This is a genomic window from Nostoc sp. DedSLP04, from assembly GCF_034530775.1.
Lineage (GTDB): Bacteria > Cyanobacteriota > Cyanobacteriia > Cyanobacteriales > Nostocaceae > Nostoc.
On record NZ_JAVRCL010000038.1, the window covers coordinates 1 to 15,793 of the forward strand.

Sequence of the window (15,793 nt, forward strand, 5' to 3'; positions counted from 1 at the left end):
CTTGTTATGCCATTACATCGGCTTGTTATGCCATTACATCGACTTGTTATGCCATTGCATCGACTTGTTATGCCATTGCATCGGCTTGTTATGCCATTACATCGGCTTGTTATGCCATTGCATCGGCTTGTTATGCCATTGCATCGGCTTGTTATGCCATTACATCGGCTTGTTATGCCATTACATCGGCTTGTTATGCCATTGCATCGACTTGTTATACCATTGCATCGACTTGCAAGCCTTAATTAATGCATAGTAAAGTCTCTGCTTAGGGAACTCTAATAAATAAATTATTCAATCTTGTGGGGTGGGCAACATGAGCGCCCAATTCACAGGACGGGCAAGATGCCCATCCCACAAAAAATATTGTGATATTTTATTACTTGGAAGTCCCTTAATCCCATGAAAACTTTGGGACTGTCAAATTCTGACTTTAGTCGCCTCCAGCAACTTAACGCTGGCATAAATCGCATCAATATAAGGTGTAGGAATTTGAGTAAGTTTCCCCAATTCTGCCACCGCACCAACGATCGCATCTATCTCCGTAGCGCGTCCGGCTTCGATATCTTGTAGCATTGAGGTTTTATGGGCACCAACGTTTTCTGCGCCATTAATTCGCTGTTCTAAAGTGATACCAAACTTTATACCCAAGTTTTCGGCGATCGCTTGAGTTTCACTCATCATAAGCCGCGCTAGTTCGCGGGTGAGGGGATAGCGGCAAATATCCTCCAGAGTCGCACCAGTTAAAGCACTGATGGGATTAAACGCTACATTTCCCCACAATTTGATCCAAATTTCCGTGCGAATTTGATTGCGGATTGGGGCTTTGAATCCTGCCTGTTTTAAAGTTTGTGCCAATAATTGAATGCGTTCTGTTTTACTCCCATCGATTTCACCAAGAGTAAAGCGATCGCCTTCAATATGTTTAATTACACCTGGTTCAATTATCTCAGTTGCCGGGTAAACCACACAACCAATAGCGCGTTCAGCACCGATACTAGTTTCAATAATCCCATCTGGATCGACAGATTGAATTCGCGTACCTTCATATTCACCGCCATGCTGACGAAAGTACCACCAAGGAACGCCATTTTGGGCTGTCACCACCATCGTGTGAGCATCGTAGAGTGCAGGGAGAAAAGGTGCGATCGCAGATACACTGTGAGCCTTCACAGTTAAAATTACTACATCCTGTGTCCCTGCTGACTGAATATCACTCGTTGCCATCGGAGTAACAATTTGGCTGGAACCATCTGCCATAAGTAATTTCAGCCCATTTTTTTGAATTGCCTCCAAATGAGAACCACGAGCAATCAGCGTCACTGCTTCACCTGCTAGTGCCAGTTTTGCCCCTAAATATCCACCAATTGCACCCGCGCCAACAATACAGATTTTCATTTTCTCAAAAGAATATGAGTCGTGGAAGACAGTATCTAGTACAACACGGCGTAAATAAACATACCATTGAAAAGCTCTTTAGAGCTTATTCTATAAAACTTTTGACTTTTGACTTTTGACTTCCGCCTTGCGGTACTGTACTTCGTGGTTGAATTCATCTTGGTTAGACTCAATATTTTGAAAAAATGTCGATCTGACAAATCCCAAATTATGTAGTAAGGCAATAGAACGGCGATTTTCTACATCAACGTCAACGCGAAAATCAAGATTTTGGTATGTCTCAACTAAATAATTAATCATACACTTCACGGCTTCGAGCGCATAACCTTTTCCCCAGAAATTAGGGAAAAACACATATCCAAGCATTGCACTATTATCTATAGTAATTGTTGCTTGAACATATCCAACGTAGGATTTCTCTACAAGAGACCAGACAGCCCAGTTTAACCAAATCTCCGTTCCATCTGGTGATTGACGACGTGCCAAAACCATGTAGCGATCGCGAAGCGATTGAACGCTTTGTGGCGGCACATCTTCAATAAACTTGTATATACTTGCACTCTGTAATCCATCAAAAAGCAGTTCGGCATGATATGGTTCTAGTGGTTCTAAACAGAGTCGTTGAGAGTACATTTTCATTGGCGATCTAGACCGAATACCTTGGACTAACGCATCTTCAACATCAAGCTGTGATGCAACAGTACCCGATATTGATTAACCCTCAAGCAGCTACGCTTTGCATTGCTTCTAATAGGTCTTGATGAACAGATTTTGAGGCAGCTACGATCAATCCAGGCATACTATAGTTTTGACAAGTATGCAATGGCGGTAAAGTCGAACCGTCCACAGTAGTTACAATCCAGCCAGCCTCTTTTGCAATAAAAGCAAGTGCAGCACTATCAAGAAATTTGCCCGACTTGATGATTGCTCCACTCAAGTCACCACTGAGAATACCATTGAGATTTGGAATTTGAATATCACTAGAGTAATCAGTCGCTATATCGATTACTTGATATCGATTTTTTAGTAAGGGTGCGATCGCATTCATTCCCCATCCCAATAAAATAGCAGGTTTGGCAGATGTTATATCTAATGGGGCACAGGCTTCTAAATTCATGTCTAGCGTGCCTTTAAAAGCACCTTCACCTCGAAGGGCATAAAAATAAACGTTTTGGGCAGGAGAAATGGCAATTACTGCTTCAAAGTCATCCGCATTTAGAATACTGAGAATAATTTGGTAATTAGAATGTCCATCCATATAAAACTTCGTACCATCAATCGGGTCAAGTGTTACTAAGTAATCACCTTCTGAACCGAGTTCGATAGCGCGAAAATATTTGGTATTATTAGAACTTTCATATTCTTCACCATAAAAGCGAATATCTGGAAAAGTTCCTAGTAATACTACTTCTACTAGATTTTGAATAGCCACATCTGCATCAGTAAGTGCAGCACTAAAAAAGTTATTTGCTTCTTCTTTAGCGGGAAGTGCAGCAATTTTTGGTTGTAGAAAATGGGCATAGGCTGCTGCTACTTTGAGATGGGGGAGTAAAGTCTCTAAAATTAATCTAGTAGTTGGTGTTGTGGACATTGCAGCAAACTCCTTTTAGAAATAATCTATCGTCAACAGGGCGATAGAATTCTATATCTAGACAAAATTACGGTATCATTTGGATGCAATGATACCACCGTTGCTATATTACTTTAATCTGTATGTCTCCAAGAGCCTATAGAGCGATCGCAAGTTTTATTGCAAAATAAAGGGTTTAAGACCGAACGTCAACACTTAGTACAGTATTTCATTAATTCATCGCGAATTAAATTTGACCATACCTTGCATTGTTAATACATCGGCTTGTATTGTTAAGGGAACTCCAAGAAAAAATTATCCAATATTGTGGGGTGGGCAGCGTTCGACTGAGCGCTCACGCCGAAGTCTTGCCCGCCATCTAAACGCGTAGCAAGATCCCTGTAAAGGTACAATTTTGAATTGTTATTAATGGTTTTAGGAAACTTTTTCGAGCTTCTTCTGAGTAATTTTGGATAGATTGTGGCCTTTGAGTAATGAAGGTGCGCCAACAAGAGTACCTAGAATGAGCAGGCTAAGGATAGAAGTGGGTTCAGAAACAGTGACTATGGTTGCAGAAAAACTAATAGGTAACTCACTATCTTCTAATCCTAAATTTTCAAAACCTGGTATGATTGGCGGCGCAGAAAATACCTCTAAATAACCTGGTGTCGGCAAAAAACTCGCAAAAAATGGACTAGAATAGTTTCCTCCCGAAGTGGAATATCCAAAACCATCACCTGTTAACTGCTGAGTATTAAGACTAATTAAATTATCAACATTAAAAGGTTCGTTTCCTGGGATTGGAGTTCCAGCGGGTTGCAAACCAGTAATTGTTTCACCATTTCGCGTACCAGTAATTCCAGTAATTGAGTAAAAACCCAAATCGTTTGGGGTGTCATTAGTAGTGAAAGTACCATTCGCCTCTATGCCAGTACCAGAATAATTCCAACTCCAACTTAAAGCAGAAGCAGCTGGCATTGTCCCGAAAACTAATCCAGATGTGGTGGCGAGGGCTATGGCAGATAAAGCTAGATTTTTCATGGAAGTCGTTACTGCGATCGCGGATCTTGTAGGAGGTTCCCGTGTATTATACGGAAGGAAAGATAGTATTATCAATCTTGGCTATTTCCTCAGCAGCGATCTAATAACCACGCCAAAGCGGCATCAACATTATTAACCTGCTCCCCTGGCGGTATCGCTGGACGATTCACCATCACAACCTTCACGCCCAGTTCTCGCGCGGCAATAATCTTGGGCTTTGTGGCATCGCCACCGCTATTTTTGCTGACGATGGTATCAATGTTATTTTCAATCAGAATTTTTCTTTCATTATTGAGGGTAAAAGGGCCGCGATCGCACAATACCATCCCCGGCGGTACTAAAGCATCTTCGCCAGGAGGGTCAATCATCCGCATCAAAAACCAAATTTTCTCCAAATGAGCAAAAGCGGCGAGTTCCTGTCTACCAACTGTCAAAAATACCCGCTGTGCCTGATTTTGCAGCGCGGTTGCTGCGGCTGCAACGCTGTCAACTTCAATCCAGCGATCGCCACTTTCTTTTTCCCAAGGCGGACGGATTAACATCAAACGGGGTACTGCAACTTCCGTTGCCGCATCTGCCGCATTGAAGGAAATCTGACTAGCGAAAGGATGGGTTGCATCAATTAATAAGTCGATTTGCATGACTCGCAGATAGCTAGCCAATCCAGCCGCACCCCCGAAGCCTCCAACCCGTAAATCGCCCAGTGGTACTGACGGTTCGCGGGTACGGCCAGCTAAAGAGGTGATTACTTCTAACCCTTGGATAGTCGCAACTTTGGCAGCTAGTTCTGCTGCATCGCCCGTCCCACCCAGAATCAAAACGCGCATCATTTAGATAACGGTGGAATCTTTGCTAAAATCCCCTTTTTCAGAGCTTCTGGACGCTCTGACCAAGGCAGCAAACCATCTGCTTTAGCATAGTATTGACTAGCACATTCCAGTACCGCAGAGGCACTGCCATCAACAGCTAAATCACCAAATAAATATGTTAATTTGCCTTTGGCACTAAAGGCGACTACACAAGAACGATTACAAGCACTCATGCATTCAACTTCTTGAATTGGGAATCGATCTCGTAACTCCCAATCTTGTGCCAACTGCTGAAGTTGGTGTAGAAGTTTTTCACCACCACTTTCACCTAAGCGTTTTCCATTTTGCCAAACACTGGCACAGGTTTTGCAAACAAATAAAGTATGTTCAACAACATCCAAGGGATTAGTTGGGGAAATATTTACAGTAGTAGTCATCTGTACCTCGCAGATATGTGAAACTAATAAATCGATTTCGGCGGGCATCCTGACTCACTCAACTTGAGATTTTCTTTAATCTCAAATTGGTTCACAGTTGCGGGACAGTGCCGGATTTGCACCGAACTTTCCCCGTTACCTCTGGTAGCTGACTCCCACCAGAACCGAACAACCTTATCGATCGTACACTAAAGTTATCGGAGAATACGAAACAATAGGCTTTTTGTCAACCATCAAACTGGACGGCAACCAGATAAAATACTGTGCATCTTTACTACTTGTCCAATAACTGCGATCGCAGGCGCACTATAATCCAGTTTGCTCTACCTCAACTGTATTGAAATTGACCGATAGCCTTTAATAATTTCAGGAACCTATGTCGGAATTTATATTTAATTCAGCAGAAATTGCAAAGAAGGCAATGGATAGTGTTGATCCATCACTTAGCGATAAATTTACAATGGTCATACGATTTCTTTCGGATAACCCTGCTGCGGCTTCACCGCGAAAAGGTAAAAATCAGCCTATCGTCGGGACAGAAGAATATATTATTGCCAGTGCTACAAATTTCAAAACAGGTCGTGACCCAAGAACACCCTTGCCACCTAGTACAATACCGGATGAAATGGTAAGTATCATCCTGAATAAGTATTTTGAAGTTCCGTATGAGGAATTGGGAAAAGCTGAAGAATTGCACCGTCTATCAATGGGGGCAGAGAACATTGTAGGGGATTTGCTAGAAAGGTACGTTGCGACAGTTATTGAACCGCATGGATGGATATGGTGTTCTGGTTCTATAGTTAAAGCAGTTGATTTTATATATTTTGATAACAAAAATGTCTGGCAATCGCTACAAGTAAAAAATAGAGATAATACTGAAAACTCTTCTTCTGCCGCTATCCGTAAGGGAACCCCAATTAAAAAATGGTTCCGAACTTTTTCTAAAAAAAAGGGGGACAACTGGGCTAAATTCCCCTCATTGGAAGGAAAAGAAGAGCTTTCAGAAGAAGGCTTCAGATCGTATGTTGAAAAATACCTTGCTGCTTTAAGAGAGATAAAGTCCTAACTCTTATACAGTATATGCTGTTGCTGTAAAAAGCGAACTTTGGATCGGTTTTATCTCTTCTAACGACTCACTAATTTTAGCTTCCCATAAAACATCATCGTTACCTTTATAACGTGAAAATGGGAAGTTCAAAGGGGGATGTTTTATCTTACCACTCATGTGTGCAAGGATCGCTTTGCCTATTGCTTCTCCAAAACCGACAGGTACAGCATTCCCTATCTGCCGATATTGCTCGATGAGGGAACCACATACGACCCAACTATCTGGAAATTGCTGAATACGTTTATATTCCTGAATACTTAACGGGCGCAGATGTTCTGGGTGACAGATATCCGTTGCTGGCATGGCTGGAGATGTCACTAAAGTACAGCTTGGTCTATCCCATGACAAGCGTCTAAAGAAACCAGTTTTCCCTCCACCTGAGTAATAGGATTTACCTAATGCTTCTTTCTGCAATTCTTCAGGTAGATGTTTCCAGTATTGACCCTCTTTTAACATTCTGTAATACTTTAGCCTCCCTTCTGGGAAATCGATATACTCTGCCTCACTTTGGCTTAAATCTGCAATAGATTCACGTAGGGTTATCCACCGATCAAGACCAAAATCACCACTTTCTGAATGTGTGGGGTATAAATAAGGAACTTTTTTCTTTCCACGATGGCAGATCATGACCACTCTTTCCCTAATTTGGGGGACACCATAATTTGCCGTGTTGTATAAGTTAAAACTGATACTGTAACCACCTTTACGAAGTTCATTCACAATATATTTCAAAGCACCACCTGGCATTTCTTCTCTGGATAAGGGAACACAGCCGCTTCCTCTTTCTGAGTGAGGGCGGTGCAGTAATGGTGCTGAAAGAAAACCTCTTACATTCTCGATGACGGCGTATTTTGGGCTTATTTCTAAGATAAGTTCAATGTATTTTAAGAATATATTGCCCCTCTCATCTTTGAAACCACGCCTTGCCCCTGCTGTGGAAAAAGCTTGGCAGGGTGGCCCGCCTAACATAATATCTACATCTTCTTTGGCTAGTTTGGCACGATCCAGGATATCCTGAGCAGTGTAAGACGCTATATTCCCCAAAAGTGCAATATCTGGCTTGTTTGCAACTATGGTCTGTCGGCAGTGCTTATCCACCTCACACGCAAGGGAAATTTCGATACCTGCTTTCTCAAAACCAAGATCCAGTCCCATAGCGCCTGAGAAAAAAGAAATGGCTTTAACTGCTTGGTGATGGTTTTCCTTGCTCGTCCTATCTACAGGATAATTTCCCTTGATCCGGTTAATGTAATCTTCAACTGCCTCTGGCTCCATAACCCACACTTTCCCTACCTGCTGTCCCTTGATATCCCCACTACGCAATAGAGTACGAACCCTTTGCTCAGAAATACCTATTTTTGAAGCTGCTTCCTTTGTGGACAAATAGGGAGAGTTTTTCATTTCGCACTCGAAACTTTTTTTATACCATTGTCATCATTATTAAGCGGTTATGTCAACCGCTATTAAGTATAGAGATAAGTATTTGCACCGACCGTTTGCGAGAATGATTTTATGTGCAGGTCAAATGTTGGACAACCTTCAAACCAACCATCAAACTGGACGACAATTAGACAAAATACTGTGCATATTTACTACTTGTCCAATGACTGCGATCGCAGGCGCACCAAATCCAGTTTCCTCTACTTGCGTGACTATTGTTTCTAATGTTCCAATCAATTCTTCTTGTTCTGGGCGCGTACCCCAGCGCACCAAAGCAATCGGCGTTTCTAAATTCAACCCAGCCGTAATTAATTCTTCCACAATATAAGGCAGATTGTGAATTCCCATATAAATTACAATGGTTTCGGAACCGTGAGCGATCGCACTCCAATTTACTTGCGGTCTATACTTACCCGCCGCTTCATGACCAGTTACAAATGTCACCGATGAACTATATAGCCGATGCGTCAAAGGAATACCTGCATAAGCTGCTGCTGCAATTCCCGAAGTGATACCTGGCACAACTTCCGTTGATATTCCAGCTTTGACTAATTCTTCCATCTCTTCGCCACCGCGACCAAAGATAAAGGGATCGCCACCCTTGAGCCGCACTACAATTGCACTATCCTGCGCTTTATCAATCAGCAATTGAGTTGTTTCTGACTGCAACAACGAATGTCTCCCAGCACGTTTACCAGCATTAATTTGCTCGGCTTGGGGATTAATCATTGCCAAAATTGCCGGACTCACCAAGGCATCGTAGATGACTACATCTGCACATTCCAACAAACCTTTTGCCTTCAAGGTAATTAGTCCTGGATCTCCTGGCCCTGCACCGACTAAATAAACCTTTCCTAAATACTTGTTTTTTTGTGTCATTGTGCGGTTCATCTATCTATTAAATCCCAAATTAGCTCGGCTAATTCTGCACTTGCTCCCAGTGGCTCTGCCAATTGGAAATTCACCGCAGAAAATTGTAATTTTAGTTCCTCTATTGAGGTGGCGATCGCATCGGTTATTCCACCAGCGAATAAAAAGTATGGCAGAATTGCAATTTCCCGATAACCAGCATCCACCAATTCTTTCACCCGTGATTCTAAACTAGGAGGCCCAGCCCAATAAGCAGTCACGGCTGGCAAACTCGCCGCCATTGCTTCCACAGTTTCTTTAGAACCTGGGCGACGGCTACCATGAGCTAAGAGAATCCATGCTTCTGCTTTCATAGCAGCTATTTGTTTTGCCAGCAATTTCTCTAAATTAGGGTGAGAGCCTAAATATGGTTGCAATTCAATGATGATATCTTGACCAGCAGCCTGTTGGGCGAGTGCTACTTCGGCAGGAATATCTGTCATCACATGGACTCCCGGCAGTAGAAATAGCGGTACAATTTTGAGACAATTTTCATTTTGAGACAGTGGGCAATCGCCAAAAGCGCTTTTAGCAAATTGTTGAATCTGCTCGTGCAAAGGCTGAGGATTCATTTCTAAAGCAGCGATGCCAACCAAATGTTCGCTATTTACTGAGTTATGGTTTTTTGACAATTTGTGACACACCAGCCTAGCTAGTTGTTGCATAGCAATTTCTGGGCGCGGGTCGCGGCTTCCGTGAGATAGTAGTAGATAGGCAGATGACATCGGTAATTGAATTCTTAGTTACTATTTTTATTTAAGATTAAGCCGGGGATAATAAGTACTCTGGTAATTATTGAAACTATTATTAATTATTAAATAGAAGTATTCTTAACCACTTTTATATTCTCCCCTACTCCTTCTCTTATTGTTCTTCGGCAGTGTAAGTATAAAATTGATCGAAAGCTCCTACCGTTTCAAATTTGTACGAAGGTATCCAAGAGTTTATTTTTAAATCTGTACGGTAAATGCTAAAAATCACGAAATCTTGCCTTTCTGTGGTCTTGGCAATAATTTCTTGGATTTGTGGGTTAGCCGAGTCAACTAACTTATCGCAATTAAAACGGATTAAATTTTCAAGAATATTCGTAGTTTTATTACATACATCGGTTTTTAAGTATTTTGTCAGCCGTTGAACTGCATATTCTTCATATTCAACTTGACTGGGATTGGTTTTCGCCATTGTCACACCCAAGGCGGCAAGTCCTACTGCTGCTCCAGTATACGCGATGATGGTCAATGGTTTCATATTTGCCAAGTAAAATTCATTGTAATTGTTAGATTCTGGAGACTCTAAATCAACTAAGTCCGTTCCTTGAAGAAAAACTCTTGATCGCTTGCCAAATTGTTGCTATAATTCAAATTGTTGAATGGCGAGCGTAGCCAAGTGGTTAAGGCAGTGGTTTGTGGTACCACCATTCGTGGGTTCGAGTCCCATCGTTCGCCCTAGATAATTTCATATTTATAGCTATACTCCTATTAAAGGTGTGTTGTATGGTGCGAACAATCATAAGCATCACTTTACCAACAATCTGTCATCTCATAAGTTTATAGACTTGCAAGGATTGCAAGTCTATAATAATTCATTAGATTATCTTATTAAATAAGTTTATGTATATAAGCAAAATTACTTGCTAAATTAAAATTAGGTATGCAATGCCTTATATCCTTTTGGGCTGATGCGATCGAGGCAAGTAATATCACTTTTAATTATCTTATTCTTTTACTATATAGTGAGTGCCTCGATTTCATCGGAATTCTGCTTCTGCAAGCCTCTGTCCTTTTAAACCCAAGCTCTGGACTGTTGAAGCTATAAATTTAGGTTTTGCAGCACCCTTTAATTGGATTGCTGTTTGTTTTAATAGCTTTTTAAGCCAAGAAGTTAATACCGCTCAAAAGAAGGGATGCTGAATTTTCAAACCTTGTTTGAATCAATACCAGGATTGTATATTGTCTACTCACTCGACTTAGTGATTGTCGCCGGAAGTGATGCTTACTTTCGGGCGACCAAGACCAAACGAGAAGAGGTCGTTGGTCGCCATTTATTCGAGGTTTTTCCGGATAATCCCGACGATCCAAATGCTACTGGAGTTCGGAATTTACGTGCCTCGTTAGAAAACGTACTCAAGTATCGCCAGCCTCAGACAATGGCAGTGCAGAAGTATGACATTCGCCGCCCGGAATCAGAAGGCGGTGGCTTTGAGGAGCGGTACTGGATACCAACCAACTCGCCAGTTTTTGATGAAAATGGTGAAATGACGCACATTATTCATCGAGCCGAAGATGTCACCGAATTTATGCGGGTGCAGCAGCAGCGAAACGAACAGCGTCAGTTGAATAAATCACTCCAGACTCGCACCGACCAAATGGAGATGGAAATTTATACTAGAGTGCAGGAGTTACGAGAGGTCAACGAACAACTGCAAGCGGCGAATGAGGCATTGTCAGAACTCGATCGCGCCAAAACCGTTTTTTTCAGCAATATCTCCCACGAGTTTCGCACGCCTTTAACACTGATGTTGAGTCCCCTCGAAGACTTGTTACTCGACACTCAAACCCCATTAGTGCCCCAACAGCGCGATCGCCTTGAACTCGTGCAGCGAAGCGGACTCCGGTTGCTGAAATTAGTCAACACGCTGCTTGATTTTTCGCGGCTGGAAGCGGGGCGAATGCAAGCATCATATCAACCGATTGACTTAGCCGCATTCACAACAGAGCTAGCTAGTATGTTTTGCTCGCTCATGAAACAGGCTGGTCTGGAGTTCGCGATCGACTGTCCCACCTTGCCAGAGGCAATCTATATCGATCGCCAAATGTGGGAGAAAATTGTATTTAATTTATTATCGAATGCCTTTAAGTTTACGTTGACGGGAACCATCACCGTTCGATTGCAGCGCGATCGCAATACTGTTAATTTAATCGTTGAAGATACTGGAAGTGGCATTCCAGAAGCTGAAATTTCGCGTCTGTTTGAACGGTTTTATCAAGTCAAAGGGTTACAGGGACGAAGTTTTGAAGGCTCTGGAATTGGCTTATCGCTCGTGCAAGAACTGGTGAAGTTGCATGGCGGTACTATCAGCGTTACCAGCATCTTAGGAGAGGGTAGCCGATTTACAGTTTCTATTCCAACTGGGTGCGCGCATTTACCACAAGAACGGTTAAATGCCCCTGGGACTGTGGCATCAAACACACTCAGTGCCACGCCATACCTTGAAGAAGCTTCGCGCTGGCTTTTGGAAGCAGCAGGGGGGCAGAGGAGCAGGGGGGCAGGGGGGCAGGGGGGCAGAGGAGATACGGAGAAAGAAGGTAGTTTTAATAGAGTGTTTTTCCCCTCTACTGCTTCTGCCCGTATCCTCTTAGCAGATGACAACGCCGATATGCGCGATTATATGCGGCGATTGTTGAGTCAATGGTATGAGGTTGAGACAGTCGCTAATGGAATGGCGGCTTTGGCTGCAATCCAGGCACAGCACCCGGATTTGATTCTCAGTGATGTAATGATGCCGGGGCTGGATGGGTATGAGTTGCTACATCAACTGCGGGCTGACCCCCAAACCAGAGAATTGCCCGTGATTTTGCTGTCAGCGCGGGCGGGTGAAGAGGCTCGTGTAGAAGGGCTGGCAGCGGGAGCCGATGATTATTTAATCAAACCGTTTTCGGCTCGCGAACTACTGGCTCGTGTTGAGTCAACTTTAAAACTGATAGATATCCGCAAACAAGCAGCTCAGACGCTGCAAGCCAGCGAACAGCAGCTTAAACTTGCTCTGGAGACGAGCAAACTCGGCTCTTGGCAACTTGATATTAAGACCAATGTTCTGTCTACTTCTGACCAGTGCAAAGTCAACTATGGTCTGCCGATTAATGCTGATTTCTCGCACAAAGTTCTAATGGAGCGGATTCATCCAGAAGATCGGACTTGGGTGCAGGCGGCAATTCTAGATTCGATTACCAACAGCAGCAATTATGAGGTCGAGTATCGCACTGTTTGGGATGATGGCAGCACGCACTGGGCGCTGGTTCGGGGGCATATAATTGACGACGAGGCGGGAAATCCAAAACGCATGATCGGGATTTCCATCGATATTAGCGATCGCAAACAAGCCGAAGCTGACTTACGGGAAACCCACGTGCAATTGGAGTCCGCTTTAGCAGCAGGAGCCATTTACACATGGCGGTGGAAGATTTCTGAGAATCTAGTAATCGTGAATGCAGCCTTTGCTCGCTTGTTTGGCGTTGACCCTGTGGAAGCAACAACAGGTTTGCCGATTGAACTGTTTGTCCAAGCAATGCACGAAGAAGACCGCCCACAAACGGTCGCTGCAATTAATCAGGCGATTGTAACCGGGGAAGAATATTTTAGTGAGTATCGCGTTTATACGGCAAGAGGCGAGGAGCGCTGGCTTGCCGCACGCGGCCGAGTTGAATATGCTGCTGATGGCAGACCGATTGCTTTTCCTGGAGCATTAGCAGACATCACCGAACGCAAACAAACCGAAGACGCTTTGCGCCAATCTGAGGAACGCTATCGAACTTTGTTTGAATCCATTGACGAAGGCTTTTGTGTAATTGAAGTGCTATTTGATCCAAACAGTAAGCCCATCGATTATCGCTTTTTGGAAATAAATCCGGCGTTTGAGAAACAAACGGGACTCAACAATGCACAAGGCAAAAGGATGCGCGAGTTAACTCCAAATCATGAAGAGTATTGGTTTGAAATTTACGGTAAAATTGCCCTAACAGGGCAACCCCATCGCTTTGAGAATCGCGCCGAAGCGCTGCACCGTTGGTTTGACGTGTATGCGTTTCCCATTGGCCAGCCACAGAGCCGAAAAGTAGCGATATTGTTTAACGATATTACCGATCGCAAACAAATCGAAGCGACTGTGAAAGCAAGCAACGAACGGCTGAAGCTGCTTTCAGAAGTTGCTAACGATCTGTTGCTCAACGAAGATCCCAAGGTATTTTTAGCCAGTTTGTTTGAAAAGGTTTCGACTTATTTGGGACTGGAAGTTTATTTTAATTACTTGTTTCAAGAAGACCAGCAACGCCTTGAACTTAATACCTATGGGGGTATCTCAAAAGACATTGCTTTATCCGCTAAATTTTTGGAGTTAGGGCAGGGTGTATGTGGTTATGCGGTGCAACATCGCCAGCCAGCTATCGTTGAAAATGCCCTCTCAACCACCGATCGACTTCCTATTCCAGTTCAGTCAAACGGCATCAGAGCTTATGCTAGTCATCCGTTAATCGTGGGCAATCGCGTCTTAGGCACCCTGGGACTGGGAACTCGTCAACGCGATCGCTTTACGCCAGACGAACTCGACCTCATGCAAACAGTAGCCAATCAACTAGCTGTTGCCTTAGAGCGATCGCGTCTAATTGCAGAGCTACAGGCACGAGCCGAAGCGTTAGATCGAAGTAATCGCATTAAAGATGAGTTCTTGGCAGTTCTTTCCCATGAACTGAGAACGCCGATGAATCCAATTCTGGGATGGTCAAAACTGTTGCAGCAAGGAAAGCTAGATGCCCAAAAAACGAATGCTGCGATCGCCACGATTGAGCGCAACGCCCAGCTTCAAGTGCAACTCATTGATGACTTGCTGGACATTTCCCGGATTTTGCGCGGCAAAATGAGCTTATCAACCTCACCCATTGACCTCAATACAGTGATTTGGGCCGCGCTGGAAACAGTTCGGTTAGCCGCTGAAGCCAAGTCAATCCAAATTCAGACTGTCGTCTCGCCCGTTCTGGGCGTGGTAGTCGGGGATGCAGGGCGATTGCAACAAGTCGTGTGGAATCTGCTGTCGAATGCCGTTAAGTTTACACATAATGGGGGACAAGTCACGATTGCCCTATCTCAAGCTGAAAATCGCGCCCAAATTCAAATTACCGATACTGGAAAAGGAATTAGTGGCGACTTTTTGCCCTACGTGTTTGAGCATTTCCGGCAAGAAGATAGTGCAACCACCCGCAAATTCGGCGGACTAGGGTTGGGATTGGCGATTGTGCGCCAAATTGTGGAAATGCACGGTGGAACCGTAACAGCAGACAGTCCAGGTGTTGGGCTAGGAGCGACATTTACGGTTAAAATTCCACTTGCACCTCAGTTAAGTCAAGCACCAACCTTAGAGCGATCGCCCGTTCAGGAGGGTGATTTGAACGGCATTCAGATTTTAGTCGTCGATGATGAAACGGACTCGCGAGACTTCATCGCTTTTGTTTTAGAACAAGATGGGGCGATCGTCACTGCTGCTGCATCTGGGACTGAGGCCCTGCAAGCGATCGCTCAATCCATTCCCAACATCATCATCAGTGACATTGGGATGCCAGAGATGGATGGCTATATGCTGATGCGACAAATTCGTACCCTTGGGCTTGAGCAAGGGGGACAAATTCCCGCTATTGCTTTAACAGCTTATGCCGGAGAACTCGATCGGCAGCAAGCGATCGCCGCCGGATTTCAACGTCATATCGCCAAACCCATCGAGCCAGAAACTTTGGTGGCGATCGTCGTCGAAATGCAGACTTACAATAGAATTCAGAGTTCAGAATTCAAAATTTAAAATAGTTAAAAAATCAGAAGAACATTTGATGAATAAATATATTAATTATTCTAAATTATTCTAGATTTTTTTGACAAAGAGATAATAGCGGCACAATTACTTATTCTCAAAATTAGCACAATATCGCTAATACTGAAAGTTGCAGAATAAATTATTTATACGCACTATAAAAATGAATATTAGCACTCTGAAATAATTAAAAAATATTGATTTAAAAGTCTTATAGAGCTTGATAACTAGGTCGGCGTAAATAATTATCGTTGGGATAAAGCAGAGGGCAGGGAGCAAGGAGCAAGAAGAAAAAGGGTTTGAGCCTTATTTATTTTTCTTCACACAGTTTGGTTTTATTGTGCCAACTTACTTAGTTAAATCTTTTCCTTCTAGATGTGCTGATAATCAAAATATACGCAAATAAATGATATAGTATAGATTACATTAAGCAATTGAGGGTGCGATAATTTGTGCCCCAATTATTACTATGCAGTTATTTAGTAACCTCTATCAAAAGAAATAAAAATT

General features: G+C 43.2%; 13 protein-coding genes, 1 tRNA gene and 1 riboswitch. Of the genes, 4 read left to right on the plus strand and 10 right to left on the minus strand.

The features are described from left to right. On the plus strand, positions 1-245 hold a 245-nt coding region (locus tag RMX89_RS21195), incomplete at its 5' end, for a hypothetical protein (RefSeq protein ID WP_322690321.1). Between the two features lie 175 nt (positions 246-420). Here the strand turns inward: RMX89_RS21195 and RMX89_RS21200 are convergent. The 6 genes from RMX89_RS21200 to RMX89_RS21225 form a co-directional block, all read right to left on the minus strand. Further along, positions 421-1,398: a 2-dehydropantoate 2-reductase gene (locus tag RMX89_RS21200; RefSeq protein ID WP_322690322.1), complete on the minus strand. Its 978-nt coding sequence runs from the start codon at positions 1,396-1,398 to the stop codon at positions 421-423. 90 nt (positions 1,399-1,488) lie between these two features. Further along, positions 1,489-2,037, minus strand: coding sequence for a GNAT family N-acetyltransferase (locus RMX89_RS21205; protein ID WP_322690323.1), 549 nt, complete (start codon positions 2,035-2,037; stop codon positions 1,489-1,491). Between the two features lie 82 nt (positions 2,038-2,119). Next, complete coding sequence (locus RMX89_RS21210) at positions 2,120-2,989, minus strand: inositol monophosphatase family protein (RefSeq protein ID WP_322690324.1); 870 nt, start codon at positions 2,987-2,989, stop codon at positions 2,120-2,122. A gap of 414 nt (positions 2,990-3,403) precedes the next feature. Further along, positions 3,404-4,009 (minus strand): PEP-CTERM sorting domain-containing protein, encoded by a 606-nt coding sequence (locus tag RMX89_RS21215; protein WP_322690325.1) that lies wholly within the window; start codon positions 4,007-4,009, stop codon positions 3,404-3,406. A gap of 89 nt (positions 4,010-4,098) precedes the next feature. Further along, a complete protein-coding gene (locus RMX89_RS21220) occupies positions 4,099-4,836 on the minus strand; it encodes a cobalt-precorrin-6A reductase (protein WP_322690372.1) in 738 nt (245 codons plus the stop codon). Then, the gene (locus RMX89_RS21225) at positions 4,836-5,255 is read right to left on the minus strand and encodes a DUF1636 domain-containing protein (protein ID WP_322690326.1); all 420 of its coding nucleotides are present in this window, start codon (positions 5,253-5,255) and stop codon (positions 4,836-4,838) included. The genes RMX89_RS21220 and RMX89_RS21225 overlap by 1 nt, the downstream gene beginning before the upstream one ends. A 21-nt stretch (positions 5,256-5,276) precedes the next feature. Then, positions 5,277-5,439: riboswitch (cobalamin riboswitch) on the minus strand. Between the two features lie 192 nt (positions 5,440-5,631). On the opposite strand from RMX89_RS21225, the gene RMX89_RS21230 reads away from it, so the two are divergent. Continuing rightward, positions 5,632-6,321 (plus strand): SinI family restriction endonuclease, encoded by a 690-nt coding sequence (locus RMX89_RS21230; protein ID WP_322690327.1) that lies wholly within the window; start codon positions 5,632-5,634, stop codon positions 6,319-6,321. 3 nt (positions 6,322-6,324) lie between these two features. Here the strand turns inward: RMX89_RS21230 and RMX89_RS21235 are convergent, their stop codons facing one another. The 4 genes from RMX89_RS21235 to RMX89_RS21250 all read right to left on the minus strand — a co-directional run bounded on the left by RMX89_RS21235 (position 6,325) and on the right by RMX89_RS21250 (position 9,960). After that, positions 6,325-7,764: a DNA cytosine methyltransferase gene (locus RMX89_RS21235; protein WP_322690328.1), complete on the minus strand. Its 1,440-nt coding sequence runs from the start codon at positions 7,762-7,764 to the stop codon at positions 6,325-6,327. Between the two features lie 150 nt (positions 7,765-7,914). Next, on the minus strand, positions 7,915-8,694 hold the full coding sequence (gene cobA / locus RMX89_RS21240) for a uroporphyrinogen-III C-methyltransferase (protein WP_322690329.1): 780 nt from the start codon (positions 8,692-8,694) through the stop codon (positions 7,915-7,917). Then, positions 8,691-9,437, minus strand: coding sequence for a sirohydrochlorin chelatase (locus tag RMX89_RS21245; RefSeq protein WP_322690330.1), 747 nt, complete (start codon positions 9,435-9,437; stop codon positions 8,691-8,693). The genes cobA and RMX89_RS21245 overlap by 4 nt, the downstream gene beginning before the upstream one ends. Before the next feature lie 139 nt (positions 9,438-9,576). Continuing rightward, positions 9,577-9,960, minus strand: coding sequence for a DUF4359 domain-containing protein (locus tag RMX89_RS21250; protein ID WP_322674766.1), 384 nt, complete (start codon positions 9,958-9,960; stop codon positions 9,577-9,579). Between the two features lie 124 nt (positions 9,961-10,084). Between RMX89_RS21250 and RMX89_RS21255 the strand changes: the two genes are divergently transcribed. Both RMX89_RS21255 and RMX89_RS21260 read left to right on the plus strand, forming a co-directional pair. Then, positions 10,085-10,157: transfer RNA gene (locus RMX89_RS21255), tRNA-His, on the plus strand. A 458-nt stretch (positions 10,158-10,615) separates the two neighbouring features. Then, positions 10,616-15,274, plus strand: coding sequence for an ATP-binding protein (locus RMX89_RS21260; RefSeq protein ID WP_322690331.1), 4,659 nt, complete (start codon positions 10,616-10,618; stop codon positions 15,272-15,274). Positions 15,275-15,793 lie beyond the last annotated feature (519 nt).